This window comes from Marinococcus sp. LNHM5E3-2.1 (genome assembly GCF_056034365.1).
This window is the reverse complement of record NZ_JBQLIB010000001.1, coordinates 336,998-351,931: the sequence shown is the minus strand read 5'-3', so window position 1 is coordinate 351,931 and position 14,934 is coordinate 336,998. Positions and strand designations below refer to the sequence as shown.

16 protein-coding genes and 1 other annotated feature are annotated in these 14,934 nt (G+C 48.5%); of the genes, 9 read left to right on the top strand and 7 right to left on the bottom strand.

From position 1 onward, the window contains the following. Positions 1-2: 2 nt before the first annotated feature. Both ACTRXH_RS01910 and ACTRXH_RS01905 read right to left on the bottom strand, forming a co-directional pair. Positions 3-1,202, bottom strand: a complete 1,200-nt coding sequence (locus ACTRXH_RS01910) for an MFS transporter (RefSeq protein ID WP_474277233.1) — start codon at positions 1,200-1,202, stop codon at positions 3-5. 73 nt (positions 1,203-1,275) lie between these two features. Beyond that, complete coding sequence (locus ACTRXH_RS01905; protein WP_474260356.1) at positions 1,276-1,548, bottom strand: YlbG family protein; 273 nt, start codon at positions 1,546-1,548, stop codon at positions 1,276-1,278. Positions 1,549-1,629: 81 nt separating this feature from the next. Between ACTRXH_RS01905 and ACTRXH_RS01900 the strand changes: the two genes are divergently transcribed. Then, positions 1,630-3,126 (top strand): phytoene desaturase family protein, encoded by a 1,497-nt coding sequence (locus ACTRXH_RS01900; RefSeq protein ID WP_474280336.1) that lies wholly within the window; start codon positions 1,630-1,632, stop codon positions 3,124-3,126. Here ACTRXH_RS01900 and ACTRXH_RS01895 read toward each other — a convergent pair whose 3' ends face one another. Then, entirely contained in the window at positions 3,127-3,897 is a 771-nt protein-coding gene (locus tag ACTRXH_RS01895; RefSeq protein ID WP_474260352.1) for an SDR family NAD(P)-dependent oxidoreductase, read from the bottom strand. A gap of 82 nt (positions 3,898-3,979) precedes the next feature. After that, positions 3,980-4,182 (top strand) — a binding site (T-box leader). A 20-nt stretch (positions 4,183-4,202) separates the two neighbouring features. Between ACTRXH_RS01895 and proB the strand changes: the two genes are divergently transcribed. From proB to proC, 3 genes are read left to right on the top strand one after another with little or no spacing between them, the layout of a single operon-like run. Beyond that, complete coding sequence (gene proB, locus ACTRXH_RS01890) at positions 4,203-5,351, top strand: glutamate 5-kinase (RefSeq protein ID WP_474280334.1); 1,149 nt, start codon at positions 4,203-4,205, stop codon at positions 5,349-5,351. Positions 5,352-5,353: 2 nt separating this feature from the next. Continuing rightward, positions 5,354-6,616 carry a glutamate-5-semialdehyde dehydrogenase gene (locus tag ACTRXH_RS01885; RefSeq protein WP_474280332.1) on the top strand — a complete coding sequence of 421 codons (1,263 nt, stop codon included), beginning with the start codon at positions 5,354-5,356 and terminating at the stop codon, positions 6,614-6,616. Beyond that, a complete protein-coding gene (gene proC / locus ACTRXH_RS01880; protein WP_474260349.1) occupies positions 6,613-7,443 on the top strand; it encodes a pyrroline-5-carboxylate reductase in 831 nt (276 codons plus the stop codon). Before ACTRXH_RS01885 ends, proC begins: the two co-directional genes overlap by 4 nt. A gap of 39 nt (positions 7,444-7,482) precedes the next feature. On the opposite strand, the gene ACTRXH_RS01875 is transcribed toward proC, so the two are convergent. Beyond that, on the bottom strand, positions 7,483-8,472 hold the full coding sequence (locus tag ACTRXH_RS01875) for an NAD(P)/FAD-dependent oxidoreductase (RefSeq protein WP_474280330.1): 990 nt from the start codon (positions 8,470-8,472) through the stop codon (positions 7,483-7,485). A 90-nt stretch (positions 8,473-8,562) separates the two neighbouring features. Here ACTRXH_RS01875 and ACTRXH_RS01870 point away from each other — a divergent pair, with 90 nt between their 5' ends. Further along, a complete protein-coding gene (locus ACTRXH_RS01870) occupies positions 8,563-9,372 on the top strand; it encodes an ion transporter (protein WP_474277221.1) in 810 nt (269 codons plus the stop codon). Positions 9,373-9,419: 47 nt separating this feature from the next. On the opposite strand, the gene ACTRXH_RS01865 is transcribed toward ACTRXH_RS01870, so the two are convergent. Continuing rightward, complete coding sequence (locus ACTRXH_RS01865) at positions 9,420-10,787, bottom strand: aspartate kinase (RefSeq protein ID WP_474280328.1); 1,368 nt, start codon at positions 10,785-10,787, stop codon at positions 9,420-9,422. 401 nt (positions 10,788-11,188) lie between these two features. Here ACTRXH_RS01865 and ACTRXH_RS01860 point away from each other — a divergent pair, with 401 nt between their 5' ends. Continuing rightward, positions 11,189-11,497, top strand: coding sequence for a MerR family transcriptional regulator (locus ACTRXH_RS01860; protein WP_022792668.1), 309 nt, complete (start codon positions 11,189-11,191; stop codon positions 11,495-11,497). 205 nt (positions 11,498-11,702) lie between these two features. Beyond that, positions 11,703-12,149, top strand: a complete 447-nt coding sequence (gene cbpB, locus ACTRXH_RS01855) for a cyclic-di-AMP-binding protein CbpB (RefSeq protein WP_474260341.1) — start codon at positions 11,703-11,705, stop codon at positions 12,147-12,149. Positions 12,150-12,168: 19 nt separating this feature from the next. Here cbpB and ACTRXH_RS01850 read toward each other — a convergent pair whose 3' ends face one another. After that, complete coding sequence (locus tag ACTRXH_RS01850) at positions 12,169-12,624, bottom strand: SRPBCC family protein (protein WP_474280326.1); 456 nt, start codon at positions 12,622-12,624, stop codon at positions 12,169-12,171. A 56-nt stretch (positions 12,625-12,680) separates the two neighbouring features. Then, positions 12,681-13,121, bottom strand: a complete 441-nt coding sequence (locus tag ACTRXH_RS01845; protein ID WP_474277215.1) for a YlbF/YmcA family competence regulator — start codon at positions 13,119-13,121, stop codon at positions 12,681-12,683. A gap of 128 nt (positions 13,122-13,249) precedes the next feature. On the opposite strand from ACTRXH_RS01845, the gene ACTRXH_RS01840 reads away from it, so the two are divergent. Both ACTRXH_RS01840 and ytvI read left to right on the top strand, forming a co-directional pair. Further along, positions 13,250-13,762 (top strand): PaaI family thioesterase, encoded by a 513-nt coding sequence (locus tag ACTRXH_RS01840; RefSeq protein WP_462865177.1) that lies wholly within the window; start codon positions 13,250-13,252, stop codon positions 13,760-13,762. Positions 13,763-13,859: 97 nt separating this feature from the next. Then, positions 13,860-14,924, top strand: a complete 1,065-nt coding sequence (ytvI, locus tag ACTRXH_RS01835) for a sporulation integral membrane protein YtvI (RefSeq protein ID WP_474280324.1) — start codon at positions 13,860-13,862, stop codon at positions 14,922-14,924. The last annotated feature ends 10 nt before the right edge of the window (positions 14,925-14,934 follow it).

The following is a 14,934-nucleotide window of genomic DNA, read 5'->3' as shown; positions in this document are numbered from 1 at the left end:
CTCTATAATTCTGTGCGCTGCGCCAGCTTTGGAATCACTTTTGTATACATGACAAAGACAGCAGCCCCCAGTATAGCAGCGCTGATTAAAAACAAACCGCGCATACCAAGAGCGGCGCTGATCAGCCCTCCTGCGGCTGGTCCAAGCATGTTTCCAAGAAACAAAAAGCTGTTGGAAAAGCCGTACGCCCTGCTTTCCATTCCCTTCGGGGACAGCTGGCGTATTAACGTGTTAGCCGCCGGCAGAAGACCGCCGAGACACAAACCAACAAAAAAACGCGCAGCAATCAGCTGCCAAAGGTTTGTTACGAAGGCCTGCGGTATAGAAAGGAGCACTGCACCTATTAACGAACCGAACAGCACATATTGCGCCCCCTTCGTATCGCTGAGTTTACCAAGCTTTGGCGAAGCAAGCATGTTCGCCACCCCCAGGGAGGCCACAGCCAGACCAGCGTAAAAAGCATTTTCCTCTCTGCCGCTCAGCTCGCCAACAAACACGGAAATGAGCGGATTCACTCCGATCAGCGCGAACTGCACAAGAAAAATAACGGTATACAGAGGGATCATAGGCTGTACGCCTGCAATCCTTTTGAAATCATCACTCGTTTTCGTTTTCTCCGCCTGCTCCGGCTTCTCGAAATCTTCCTTCACTAAAAACAAAACGGCAACCGCGGCCACGGCGATGCCTAGTCCGGTAATGTTAAATATAGCCCGGAAGCCAAACGCGTCTGCAAGCAGGCCGCCGATCAGCGGACCGCAGATCGTTCCTGCCACCGTGCCCGACTGCAGCATACCGAGCGCACGCCCCACATATTCCTTCGGTGTGTTCGTGGACACGAGCGCGATCGAAGCCGGAATAAAACCGCTGATGGTCCCGTTCAGCATTCTCAGAAAAAACAAACTCCACGGACCGGTGGCAAATCCCATCAGTACCATTACGATTGCCATACCGAAGCCGGAACGAAGCACCATCAGCTTACGGCCCTGTCTGTCTGCAATTTTACCCCAGAGCGGGGCAAATAAAAAAGCCGTTAAAAAATTGACGCCAAAAATAACACCTGACCAGATACTTATCTGCCCAGGGTCTGTCACTCCAAGTTCCTGCAGATACAGCGGCAGGAATGGAACGATCATCGTCATGGCTGCCATTACGAAAAATTGGGCAGCCATTAATATATATAAATTTTTTCTCCATCTTACCATGAGAGAGGTCCCTTCTTTCTGCCTCCCTTATTATAAAACAGCGTTTCCCTTCGAACAATAAAAGGTGGCTTATTTATATTCCTATGCTGTCATCCTGCGGTTGGCTTTCTTTTTCGACCTTGTGGTATTCTAGCGGAATAAATGGTTTTTCCGAACGCTCCACCCTTTCCACAAAACCGAGATTTCCAATTTGGCTTATAGCCGTATCCACATTTTCCTGATCCACATATATTACCGCGTATTTCATTTGTTTGGAAACGTAGTGCACTAATCCGTACTTTCTCAGCTGTCTCGCCTGTTTGACAGATTTAATCCAAACGGCTATGCCAATTCTCGGCTGATGCATGAAAGCACATCCTTTCGCGTGATTTTCGTTAAGTCTAGCATGTCAGGAGAAAAAAGGGCAATGCTGTCTAGGAGGAGTAACATGAACCGACCATCTGTAATTGTTATCGGAGGAGGCTTCGGCGGGCTTACAACAGCCGCCCTGCTCGCCCGCCACCACTGTGACGTCACTTTGTTTGAAGCTTCCAATGAATGGGGCGGCTGCGCCGGCAAGTTCACACACAAGCCGCACCTTTTTCCTGTCGGTGCCACTCTCGGCCTCGGTCTGCAGCAGCCGGACGGGCTTCATCACCGGGTTTTCAGCCACCTCGGAGAGCCAATTCCAAAACATGAGAGCCTAGAGACCATTATGCAGGTTCACGCTCCTTCTTTTACTCTGCCTCTTTACTCTTCCCGGGAAAAGCATATCGATACTCTCTGCAGGTTGTTCCCATCCTCGGCAGCCAGTATTCGCTCGTTATACCGCTATATTTTCCGGGTTGGGGAGGAGCTCCGGAAGCTGATCCACCATCTTCCGGTTCTTCCAATGCAAAAGCCCGCTGATTTCATTCGTTCTGTGCGGGCACTGCGGCCCGGAATCCTCGGTGCTGTCCGCTGGCTCGCTGCCTCCACCGAGGATGTGCTGCGGCACTACCGTCTGCACGACACCGAAGTGCATCGGTATATCGACGGGCAGCTCCTGGACAGCCTGCAGACAAGCAGCCGCCACGCCCCTGCCCTGCTTGGACTGTACGCCCTCGATTTATACCATCAGGGCGCTTCCTATGTATACGGCGGATTGTACCGTATGGCCGAACAGTTAAAAGAAGCCGGCGAACGTCACGGGGCTTCTATGCAAAAACGCCGCCGCATTCAGGCTGTAGAAAGGAATGACGACGGCACATGGACGGTTATTGACCACCGGGAGCGAAAGACACGAGCCGATCATCTGGTGCTGAACATCCCTGTTCAGGCCGCTCTCCCGCTGTTTCAGCCCGAAGAGCGAAAACAGTTCACCAGGCGCTGGCAGACCAAATCCGAAACGCCGATCTGGAGTACTTTTTCCATGTACGGTGTCTGTAAGCCGTCAGAGCCCCCCGCAGCACTGTTTCACCAGCTGCTCTGGGATCAGAAGCTTCCCGGCATTTCAAGCCATTTATTTTATTCATTATCATCGCCGGATGATCGTCTCCGGGCCCCCGAAGGTGAGCGTACGTTTACCGTCTCTACTCACACACCGCCCGAATACTGGGAGGATTTGTCCTTGTATGACGAAAAAAAGTCAGCAGCTGCCCTGGCGCTAGTGGAAAAAATTCAGGAAGCAGGCCTGCCTGTCGAGCCGGAGCGGGTCCTGCCCGGAGCTCCGCACGCCTGGGAACGCTATATTAAACGGCCCCGCGGCATGGTTGGCGGCTTCCCGCAGACGAGGAAAAACACGTTTTTTCAGCCGTTGTCCCACCGGAGCCCGCTTGAAAACGTATGGTTCTGCGGAGATTCCGTGTTCCCGGGGGCCAGTACGATGGCCGTTACAATGAGTGGCATTCATGTATTTGAATCGATCAGCGGCCTATCCTTTGCCGCTCTGGAACGACAGCAGTAATCATTTGCGGTGAAACTGCCTGCGTCCAATTTTTTCTACTGCTGACGGCCATAGCTGGTACAGTGTACTGAGGACTTTCATCCACCGGGGCATAAACACCGTGCGCTTCGGCTTCTCCAGCAGCTTCACCAGCTGCCCGGCTACTTTTTCGGAGGATAGGGCTATCTGTTCAACCGAACGCTTATACTTCCCGCTCGGATCTGCGCGGTCATGAAAATCAGTTCTCACCGGTCCGGTATTTAATACCGAAACCCGCACCCCCGTTCCGGCCGTCTCCAGGCGCAGCGCTTCGGCGAATCCAAGCACAGCACGTTTGCTTGCGGCGTAAACGGTCGCTTTGGGTGTGCCTATAATCCCTGCGGTTGAGCCTGTGAAAACGATATGTCCGCCCGTCTGTTTTAATTCAGGAAGCAGCGCCTGAGTAATGGCGATGTTTCCTTTTACATTTGTATCTATCATCTGCTCCCAGTCCTTTATGCTCAGCTGCTCCAGTTCCCCAAACTTCCCTGTACCGGCGTTATTAATGAGGACGTCCGGGCTTCCATATATACCAGTGATTTTTTTCATTTCTTTTGCCGCGTTTTCTGTTACCCCAACATCCATCGTCCAGGCTGCAAACTTCCCGGGATACCCCTTCCACTCTTCTTCTGCTGCCTGCAGCTGCTCCGTGTTCCTTCCGATACCTATTACCGTCTCTCCGTTTTGCACGAGCTTTTCTGCCGTTTTTCTGCCAATACCGCTGCTTGCTCCTGTTAATATAATTGTTTTCAACTAATCTTCCTCCTAGACGTATTAAAACTTGACAAACTACCTGGCACTTTACATAATAGTAATCACAAATAAGCTGAATAGTACAAAAGCTGTGAAACGGAAATAGTAGGACAAAGCACCGACAGAGAGCATAGCCACGAGCTGAAAGCTATGCCGGAATTTGTTTTGCCTGAACCTGTCCGTGAGCTTCCTTTAGGACGCGGTCCTGCGTTAATGGACATGAGCGGAAAAGACGCAGTCTTTTCAACTAAAGGTGGTACCGCGGATAACTCTTTCGTCCTTTTACAGGCGAAGGGGTTTTTTATATGCAATCAGAACGAATAAGACAGGTGGTTCCAATGAAAAAAGAACGGGTCGTAGTTAAAATCGGGAGCAGCTCTTTAACGAATCAGCAGGGAAGCTTAAGCAGGGAAAAGCTGAAGCAGTATGCAGATGAAATCATCCGGCTGCGGCAGGCAGGAAACGAAGTTATTTTGATCAGCTCCGGGGCCGTAGCTGCCGGCTTTTACGACCTTGGCTATCCGTCCCGTCCGGTTACGACTGCCGGTAAACAGGCGGCCGCTGCTGTCGGGCAGAGCCAGCTGATGCAGGCATATAACGAAGAATTCAGCAGAGTAAATATCGCTTGCGGCCAGCTGCTTTTGACCCGTGAAAATTTTGCCAATCACAGCCAGTACCAGAATGCTCACTCTACTATTACCGAGCTCCTTCACCGCCAGGTGCTTCCCATTATTAACGAAAATGACTCTATCGCTGTCGATGAACTTACGTTTGGGGATAATGACATGCTGTCAGCACTTGTAGCTGGACTTGTGCATGCAGATACACTGCTGATATTAACAGATATCAACGGCATTTACGATAAGAACCCAAACGAAGATCTAGAAGCCAAAAAATATCATTTCATCCCGTCCATCACGAGCGACCTAATGGATCAGGCCGGTGAATCCAGCTCCTCTGTCGGCACCGGTGGTATGAGGTCCAAGCTAAAAGCAGCCGGCACAGCCATCCGCCTCGGCACCCGGGTATTTGTCGGCAGACTCGGCAGCGGCCACCGACTCGAAGACGTCCTCAGCGGCAAAGGGGACGGCACCTATATAGGGGTGCCCGGCGGCGATGTAATAAACAATAAAAAACAGTGGATCGGCCTCCACTCTGTTACTGCTGGCGCCTTAACAGTTGACGATGGAGCGGCAAAAGCGCTGCTTCGCTCGGGAAAAAGCCTGCTCCCTGCCGGCATCGTCGATGTCCAGGGCCACTTTTCCCCCGGGAATGTTGTCGATGTGTATGACCAGAAGGACCAGCTGCTCGGACGGGGACAGGTGAACATGAGTGCCAAGGAGCTGCAGGCTGTTAAAGGAAAATCCTCGGCCGAAGCAGCCTCGTTTACATTAACGTCAAAATCAGAAGTCATCCACCGGGATAACTGGATTACTACTGTAAGGGAGAGATAAACATGGAACAAACACAAATCAGCAACCAGATGCGGATGCAGGGAGAAGCAGCAAAAAAAGCAGCGAAACGTGTGGCTGTCGCTTCTACCGAAGAAAAAAACAAGGCACTTGCACTTATCGCCGACGAACTTGAAACGAGAGAACCTTTTATTCTTGAAGCGAACGCCCAGGACCTTGAAGCAGGCAGAAAGAATGGGTTATCCCCCGCCCTCCTTGACCGTCTAACGCTTGATTCGGGACGCATCGCAGGTATGGCTGATGGCTGCCGGCAGATCGCCTCTCTTGAAGATCCTATCGGTGAAACCATTGAATCCTGGACCCGGCCGAACGGCCTGAAAATGGAAAGCCTCCGGGTGCCGCTCGGCGTGATCGGCATGATTTACGAAGCCCGTCCAAATGTGACGGCTGACGCAGCCGCTCTTGCTTTAAAAACCGGCAACGGCGTTCTTTTACGCGGAAGCTCTTCCGCTTTTCAGTCAAACCAGGCGGTCATGGACGCTATATGGGAGGCTCTGGCAAAAACCTCCCTTCCGAAGGAAGCGGTGCAGCTTGCCTCCGACACGTCAAGAGAAGCTGCCACGACAATGTTTCAGATGAATGATTATCTGGATGTGCTGATTCCGCGCGGAGGTGCTAATTTAATAAAAACTGTAGTGAATCAGTCCACCGTGCCAGTGCTTGAAACCGGCGTCGGCAACTGTCACATTTTTATTGATGAAACCGCCGAAGCCGACAAAGCGGTGCAGATTGCCGTTAACGCCAAAACGCAGCGCCCTTCTGTCTGCAATGCAGCTGAAACCATTCTTGTTCACCAGTCCTGGCTTAACGCCCACGGTGAATCACTGGTGCATGCACTGCTTGCACATGGAGTGACTATCCGCGGGGACGACGGCGTGCAAAAGCTGCACGGCGATGTGGAGCCCGCCACTGATGAGGATTGGAATACCGAATACCTGGATATGATCGTTTCGGTGAAAACCGTACAGAATACGGAAGAAGCCATCGAGCATATCAATACGTTCACGACGTATCACTCTGAGGCAATTGTTACAGAATCCGCGGAAAATAAACGGAAGTTTTTCCAGCAGATTGATGCGGCTGCTCTTTATCATAACGCGTCCACCCGCTTCACCGACGGATTTGAATTCGGGTTCGGGGCAGAGATTGGAGTAAGCACCCAGAAGCTGCATGCCCGCGGCCCAATGGGACTGAAGGCAATCACCTCCTACAAATATTTAATTCACGGAGATGGGCAGATCAAATGATGACAAAAACAAACCTACAGCAGAAAACTATTGCATTTATCGGCTCCGGCTCGATGGCAGAAGCTATATTTTCAGGTCTTCTGCGCCATGAGCTGGTCAAACCGGCGAACGTGCTTGGAACGGTGAAATCGTCTGTGGATAAGCAGAAGCGATTGCAGGAGCAGTACGGCATCCAGGTCAAAACTGATAATAAAGAAGCTGTGAAAGCGGCGGACATCGTTGTTCTTGCCGTCAAACCAAAAGACGCCGAAGCGGTCGTTCAGTCATTTGCCGGCGAACTGACAAAGGATAAGCTCCTGATCAGCGTCCTGGCCGGTATTTCTTTAAGTGATCTTGAATCCTTCGTCGAACAGGAGGTACCGGTAGTCCGTTCGATGCCAAACACCTCCGCTCACGTCGGCGCGTCAACAACGGCTATATGTGCAGGCACCTATGCCACTGACGAGGACCTTGATCTTGCAGAATCGCTGTTCCAGGTAGTCGGGAGCGTGCACACGATTTCCGAGCAGGACATCGACGGTTTCACCGCGATTGCCGGAAGCGGTCCTGCCTATTTTTATTATTTTTTGGAAGCGATGGAGGCAATGGCGGCCGAATCCGGCTTTGAGCCTGAGGAAGCAAAAAATATTATCGCTCACACAATGGAAGGGGCGGCTTTTCGCTACCTCGATGCTGACAAAAAACCGCATGAACTGTATCAGGAAGTACTAAGTCCAAATGGAGTGACGGAAGCGGCTTTCACCCATCTTGAAAAGCACAGAGTCCAGAAGCATTTTTTAGAAGCCATGAAAGAGGCTTCGAAGCGATCCGGCTCTATTGGAGATTAATGAAAGAAAAGCAGGAACCGGGACCCGGCTCCTGCTTTTTTATTGCAGCAGTGAAATAATTTTCCCTGCTGCATCCTTTCCGCTTAAAACAGCTCCTTCCACTTTCCCTTCTCCAAACGCGTCTCCTGCAAATGCAAGTGGATACGGCGAATCATAGCTCCTTGAACGGTCCGGATACATATGTACCGGCTTCGCGTAACGCCATCGCTTCGGATGGACCTTCATTATTTTTTTGCGGTCCAAAAGCGGCCCGGCAATACGGGTCAGTTCTTCGGCGAAAACTTCATCGGTGTCGTCCCAGTGCTCCCTTGACCATTCACCTTCAGCGTGCACAGTTAGAACGCAGGAATCAGAAATGCCTTTCTGAAGATTACAGCCGACAAACTGAATTCTCCGGTCCCTGGCCTGGATGCCTCCCGGCGCCATAAGAGGACTCTCCCCGTCATATTCGATCATTACAGATAAACAAGGATCATAGCGGACAGAAGAAAGATCCTCTTCCCACCTGCGCTCTCCGGGAACGTTTTGCAGCATATCCAGGGACTGCGGCACCGGGGAAGTTAAAAGTACCGCCCGCGCTTCCATTTGATTAGTATCTGCACGAAGTACCCAGCCTTCTTCCCCGGGCACGATTGTCGTAATTTTTGTTTCCTTTTCTATCATTTTTCCCTTCCATAAATTTTTCATCAGCGGTGCCATCCCGGCCCGCCCAACATATCTCGGGTGACCGTCTCCCTGAAAATGCTGCTCCTGCTCAAGGTTTTCGAGCTGAATAAACCCGTTGCTCCAATTACGTATGTACCCCGCCGCTTCCCATTCTTTTACTATCTCTTTCATCGACTGACTTCTAGCAGTGAAAAACTGAGCCCCGTGGTCCGCACGGCTGTTGTTCAATCTTCGTGTCGCCATTCTCCCGCCAAGCCCTCTGCTTTTTTCTGCAACCACAGTGCGCAGGCCGTGCTTTTCAAGCTCGCGGTTCGCGCTCCATCCGGCGAGGCCGGCACCAATAATAATGACATCCGGTTTCATATAATTCCTCCTCACACAGCTATTTCTTTTCTTTGTCTATTTTTTTCTGTACAATCAAAACGGTTCACATCTTTTTAAAGGAGTCCACCTATGAGCGAGATATCTACCTTTACCCGTTTTCGGCAGCGTTTAGCTGTCATTTTGGATCAGCCGTTTTTCACTGCTGTTGTAACGACACTTATTTTATTTAATGCACTCCTCGTAGGGCTTGAAACCTCTGAAACCTTATACAGGCGTTACGAAAATACGTTTTCTGTGTTAAATTACATACTTCTCTGGCTTTTTACCATCGAGGTTATCATCCGGTTTTTAGGTGTTTTCCCCTCCTACCGTTTTTTCCGCTCTCCCTGGAACTGGTTTGATTTCTTCATTGTAGCAGCTGGTCACATTTTCGCTGGTTCAGCTTTTATTACCGTCCTACGGGTGCTCCGGGTCCTACGGGTGCTCCGGGCCATCACAGTTGTTCCTTCCCTGCGGCGGCTTGTGGACGCTCTGCTCCGCACCATCCCTTCGTTAGGGAATATTATGATTCTGATGAGCATCATTTTTTACGTCTATGCCGTAATTGGCACAATGCTTTATCGTGACACGGCCCCTGAGTATTTCGGGGACATTTTCCAGTCCTTACTGACACTCTTTCAGGTCGTAACCCTCGAGTCGTGGGCAAGTGCAGTCATGCGCCCAATCGCTGAAACGAATCCATTAAGCTGGATTTATTTTGTCTCCTTTGTGCTCGTCGGAACGTTTGTTGTGTTTAACCTGTTTGTCGGCGTCATTGTAAGCAACGTTGAAAAAGCGGAAGCCGAAGAAAGCGAAGACAAGCTGCAGAAGCAGCTTGATCACATGGAGAGCGAGCTGAGCGATATTAAACAGCTTCTAAAAGAAAAACAAAAGGATTAGCTTTTTATGTACAAAAGAGGGCAGCCCCGTGGCCGCCCTCTTTATTTTTACTGCAGTATTTCTTTCGTGCTGAAAAATTCTTCATATAAACCGCGGATGGCTTCATCAACATGCCCTTCAGCAATCCCGAAACTGAGTGACACTTCAGATGAGCCCTGGTTGATCATTTCAATGTTAATGCCTTTTTCGGAGAATGCTCGGGTCGCGCGGGCAGCTACGCCCACCGTCTCATGCATGCCTTCGCCTACGAGCATAATCATCGCGTATCCTTTTTCAATGTAAGCATCGTCTGCATCGAGTTCATTCATGATCCGCTCAATGATACGCTCTTCTTTTTCTTTGGACATCTGGCCTTCTTCGATAATGATGGACGTGTCATCGATCCCTGACGGCATGTGCTCATACGAAACGCCTTCGTCTTCAATAATCGCAAGCAGCCGGCGGCCAAAACCTACTTCTCTGTTCATTAAGTATTTGCGTACGTAGATAGTTTCAAATCCTTTATCTGCCGCAATGCCGATAATTGGATTCAATGAATATTCCCGTTCCGAAATGATCATCGTCCCGCTTCCATGCGGGTTATTTGTGTTTTTCACGCAGACCGGAATCTTTTTGCGAAAAGCCGGAATGAGTGCCTCATCATGAAAAACAGCGAATCCTGCATAGGAAAGCTCCCGCATTTCACGGTAGGTCATCCGTTTAATCGCGCAAGGACTGTCCACCACTGTGGGATTGGCCGCAAATACCGAGTCCACATCTGTGAAATTTTCGTAAAGATCAGCCTGTACTCCCGCAGCTAGAATGGAGCCGGTAATATCCGACCCTCCACGGGAAAAGGTGACGAGATCCCCTTCTTTCGAATAGCCGAAGAATCCTGGAAATACTACTACTCCTTCGCGCTCGCGCAGCTTATAAATGTGGTCGTAGGACTCGTTCAGCACCTGGGCATTTCCGGGGGTGTCGCTTACAAACAGGCCGGCATCGTTTGGGTTAACATACTCGGCCACAGTGCCGATGCTTTGAAGATACCTTGCCACTACCTTAGCGTTATTATCTTCGCCGCCGGCTTTCATCTGGTCAACGAAACGTCCTTCATTACTTTTGCTGAACTGAATACGGGCCTCAATATCACTTTCAATAGTTGCGATAATGTCGTCTGATAGGTTCAATTCGGCTGTAATACTACGGAAGCGTTCCAGTACTCTGTTTTTGGCCTCTTCCACCCCGGAATTCTCCAGGCAGGCTTCGGCGAGGGCGATTAATAAATCTGTTACTTTCGTATCTTCACCGCTTCTTTTGCCGGGCGCAGATACTACTACCACCCTGCGGTCTTCATCCGTCGCTACAATATCCGCCACCTTTTTTATCTGTTCTGCACTTGCCAGAGAACTTCCGCCAAATTTAGCTACTTTCATTTTCCTGTCACTCCTGTCATTATTTCCAGTCTTTGTATAAATATCATTCGTGTATATTTCCTGCTTTGTTATTATGATGTGAATTGTTCAAAAATTTCACAATTAATAGATTATCACATGTTTTATCCGTCAACAATCAGTAATATACATGGTTAAAGCCCGTTTGACCCGATTCTTATGTGAAAGAACCCGTGGTCCGTTGCATACGCGTAATCCATAGCAATTACTTTCAATTGGTAGCCTATAGTCATTTATCTATTAATTCCCCCCTTTTCGCAGGTTTAAGCATTGATTTCACATTTTCATTTCTCTGTTATGTGAGGTAATCTAACAAACAACCATACATAAAAAAGTTATTGTGGTATATTAGCTTACAAAAGAGATGAAAAGGGGAGCAAACTATGTCGTCATATAAAGACAAAAAAGTAATTACGATTGGAGTTATGAGCGAATTAACCGGACTTTCCGAAAGAAAAATTCGCTACTATGAAGAACGTAAATTGATTTACCCTGACCGCACTTCCGGCGGGACCAGGAAATATTCTTTTTTGGATGTAGAACGGCTCCTCGATATTGCAGAAAAAATGGAAGACGGTATGCAGACATTTGAAATCCGCCGCATGGAACAAAAGAAAATGAAAAACAAAGAATTGCGGGAAAGAATGCTGCGCGGCCAGCTGAACGCAGCCTTCAATATGCGAAAAGGCTGATTCCATTTCATTCCAAAAGACAGCTGTTGAGTCGATTTGAACCAACAGCTGTCTTTGGTCTGCCTAAAAGCGCCTAGATTACCATTAATTGCGTTTTTTGGAACTTGACGAAACCTTGAAATCCTTTTATTATTCAACATGTCTTTATATCTCTGTGTTGTAGTTATCGTTCTTTTGCTTTATGAGAAATCAATGAAAGTATGTGATGACAGTGCTTCATGAGTTAAAAAACACAAATATTATGGATCAGGAAATAGCTGAGCTGATCATCGGCCACGAAAAAGTAGCCCATGTACAGGCAGTCAATCCCCTCGACCATGCGCTTTTGATACTAATTAAATCCGGTTACACTGCGGTCCCGGTGTTAGATACACATTACCGTGTACAGGGCCAGATCAGCAAGGCCCAGGTACTTGATACGATCCTCGGCACAGAACGCATCGAAATGGATAAGCTCCATGAGCATACTGTGGAAACGGTCATGTCGGAAAAAGTTCCGAAAATGAACGTAGATGATAACTTTGGGAAGGCATTGACGCTTTCTATCAATCATCCATTTGTATGTATTGAAGATGATGAAGGTGCCTTTGTTGGTCTCATTACACGGCGGGCTATTCTCGTTATGGTCCACCGCGAATTTCAGTCTGATTAAAGAAAGCTCCGCTTTTTGATTAAAAAGCGGAGCTTTCTTTATTTTGCGTACTAAACTGTTTTACTACAAAGGCTTTGCGGCTTTTAAACATTCCTCCTAAAAAGCACTTCACCATCCATGCCGGTACTACTGACTCAAATTCGATGTAATCATGAACTCCCGTAAGCGGCCCAAGCTCCTGAAAAGTATGAGTATGCTTCCATGCCGTAAACGGAAAAGGCAGCTTTTTCCCTTCATCCTGAAACGAGCTCGGCTCATCCACGTAAGTAATAACCGAATCCCATACCGTTTTCCATAGACCAAAATAAAGGTACAGCCGGATCTCCGCGCCTGCTTCAGCTTTCCCGGAGGCTTCCACCTCAACTTCAGGAAACTGCGTCATCTCTTCAAGCTGCACCGGGTCCTGAAAGTAATTCCAGACTTCTTCTCTGGAAGCAGGCACTACGGTCTGGGCTTCAAACACACCTTTAAACATAGTAAAAACCTCCTCTTTAAAGGAGTTATACCCTAAAAGAGGAGGTTTTATGTTTATCAGGAGCAGCCGCAGCTTCCGCCGGTCGAACAGCCGCACGACTGGTTATCATAAAACGGATTGCCTGTCGGCACTTTGATGGAAGATGATACGGATTCCGCCACCAGAGTGGATATTTCTGTCAGTAAATTGTCAAGCGCTTTTTCTGCCTGACGGTACCGGATGACTGTTTCATGCATATCCATTTCCCGCTTTACGACTCTCACCTGCTTGGCGGTTGTCTTATAGTCCGGGTGGTACGCCCCAAAGCGCTGTACTTCCTCGTACTGATCCTTCCAGCTTAAAAAATTATTAATTTTTTCCTGGGCCTCCGGATCTTCCTTCATCGCTTTTTTGGCTTCCTTATATTCGATATATATATCAGACTCTACAACCATGTATCCTAACTGTTCCGATTGCTCGAGTATATCTACAGACGTCGATGCTTCTATTACAGACATACATTCACCTCCGCTTTTATTTTATCACGGATCCCCTCATTCTATGAAGAACGAATCATCATATTTGTTCGCTTTTTATCTTATTGCTACAATATAAAAAGAAGTGCACTACGGAGAGGATGACAAACATGACGGAAAAACATTCACCCCAGCTGACAGAACAGGAAATGCTTGAAAGCATTCTGGCAGATGGCTCCCCGGAAGCGAAAGAGCTGACCAGGCATTATCTTAAACTGCTGCACGACTGGGATACTTCAGACGCCAGAAGCGGCGTAGAACACTTAATGCATACGTCCACCTACTGGGAGGATGAAGAAACGCTCTGCGCCCAGGTTCCCGTTCATTCCGGCCTGCACAATACTCACGGTATCGTTCACGGCGGCGTACTGACGACAATCATGGATAATTCCATGGGGGTGCTTCTTTCAGAGCTCTCTCCTGTTCCAGGCGATATTTTAACGATCGATATTCACGTACAATTTATTTCAGCCGGTACCGGCAGACAGCTCACCTGTAAAGCGTCTCCAGTCACCGTCGGCCGCCGGATCTCCTATGCCGAAGCCGCAGTTTATGATGAAGAAAACCGCCTTATTGCAAAAGCAGATGGAACCTTTTATCTAAAACAGGCTGCCCGCTCCTGACCCAGTGTCCATTAATTTAGTACTACTATCCGTTTAAATACATTATAATGAATAAAGCACGTACATACTGCTTCATTTTGACGAAAGGAGTTTCCCTGTGACCGCCCTGCTGACAAAAAAAAATATTTTCCGGTTTATCGGCATCGTTCTTACCCTTGTCGCTCTTTACTTTATTCTGCCAGTCTCAGGTCCTATTATTCTTGCGTGGCTGACAGCCCTGGCCCTCTCTCCAGCTGTGCGACTCGCTATGCGTTCTCTTAAGATTAAGCGGCCGTTTTCAGTTATGATCGTTTTCTCGGCTTTTCTTTTACTGTTGATTCTACTCGGCTATTTGTTGATTACGCAGGTGATTACCCAGCTGGTGGCTTTCTCCAAAAATCTCCCTACATATATCAGCAACCTTGTGGACACCGTGGAAAATATTCAAACCGGCCTGAATAACCGCTATGAGCAGTGGAATCTGCCGCAGGACACCATCGACCAGATCAACAGCCGGATTGCCGAAATGCTTACCGGGCTTCAGGAAAATATCGCAAGCGACGATCTGCTGAACCAGGCGACGGCGGTTATCGCTTCTATTCCCGGCTATTTAATTATGTTTTTAGTTTATTTGATTGCCCTGTATTTATTTATGATCGATCTCCCAAGACTGAAGGATAAATTCTATTCCTTTTTAAAGCCCGAAACTGGTGAAAAATTTCAATTCATGACCAGCCGGCTTGCTGAAGTGATTCTCGGCTTCTTCAAAGCCCAATTTTTGGTCAGCTTAATTATACTGGCCGTTACGTTTATCGGATTGATGATTTTTACCCCGGAAGTGGCGATTGTGATGAGTCTGATTATTTGGGCCGTTGACTTCATTCCAATTATCGGCTCGATCGCCATTCTCGCCCCGTGGTCTATCTATATGTATATCAGCGGCGACCTTGTCCTTGGAACACAGCTGCTGGCGCTTGGTATTGTTCTGCTCATCATCCGCCGTACTGTCGAACCAAAAGTAATGGGGCACCATATTGGACTCTCCCCGCTTGCCACGTTAATCAGCCTGTATCTCGGGCTTACTCTTCTTGGCGTCGTAGGCTTTATCGTTGGTCCGCTTACGGTTATTGCTTTTACTTCTGCACGGGAAGCAGGACTCATTAAATTAAATTTCAGAGTATAAAAAAGGAAAG

Bases quoted from the DNA above. Each gene is read 5' to 3' on its own strand.
- ACTRXH_RS01850 (WP_474280326.1), bottom strand. From the start codon at position 12,624: ATGTTTAAAGGTGTGTTTGAAGCCCAGACCGTAGTGCCTGCTTCCAGA.
- ACTRXH_RS01885 (WP_474280332.1), top strand. From the start codon at position 5,354: ATGGAACAAACACAAATCAGCAACCAGATGCGGATGCAGGGAGAAGCA.
- ACTRXH_RS01840 (WP_462865177.1), top strand. From the start codon at position 13,250: ATGACGGAAAAACATTCACCCCAGCTGACAGAACAGGAAATGCTTGAA.
- ACTRXH_RS01870 (WP_474277221.1), top strand. From the start codon at position 8,563: ATGAGCGAGATATCTACCTTTACCCGTTTTCGGCAGCGTTTAGCTGTC.
- ACTRXH_RS01900 (WP_474280336.1), top strand. From the start codon at position 1,630: ATGAACCGACCATCTGTAATTGTTATCGGAGGAGGCTTCGGCGGGCTT.
- ACTRXH_RS01910 (WP_474277233.1), bottom strand. From the start codon at position 1,202: ATGGTAAGATGGAGAAAAAATTTATATATATTAATGGCTGCCCAATTT.
- proB (WP_474280334.1), top strand. From the start codon at position 4,203: ATGCAATCAGAACGAATAAGACAGGTGGTTCCAATGAAAAAAGAACGG.
- ACTRXH_RS01860 (WP_022792668.1), top strand. From the start codon at position 11,189: ATGTCGTCATATAAAGACAAAAAAGTAATTACGATTGGAGTTATGAGC.
- cbpB (WP_474260341.1), top strand. From the start codon at position 11,703: ATGACAGTGCTTCATGAGTTAAAAAACACAAATATTATGGATCAGGAA.
- ACTRXH_RS01905 (WP_474260356.1), bottom strand. From the start codon at position 1,548: ATGCATCAGCCGAGAATTGGCATAGCCGTTTGGATTAAATCTGTCAAA.
- ACTRXH_RS01875 (WP_474280330.1), bottom strand. From the start codon at position 8,472: ATGAAACCGGATGTCATTATTATTGGTGCCGGCCTCGCCGGATGGAGC.
- ACTRXH_RS01865 (WP_474280328.1), bottom strand. From the start codon at position 10,787: ATGAAAGTAGCTAAATTTGGCGGAAGTTCTCTGGCAAGTGCAGAACAG.
- proC (WP_474260349.1), top strand. From the start codon at position 6,613: ATGATGACAAAAACAAACCTACAGCAGAAAACTATTGCATTTATCGGC.
- ACTRXH_RS01845 (WP_474277215.1), bottom strand. From the start codon at position 13,121: ATGTCTGTAATAGAAGCATCGACGTCTGTAGATATACTCGAGCAATCG.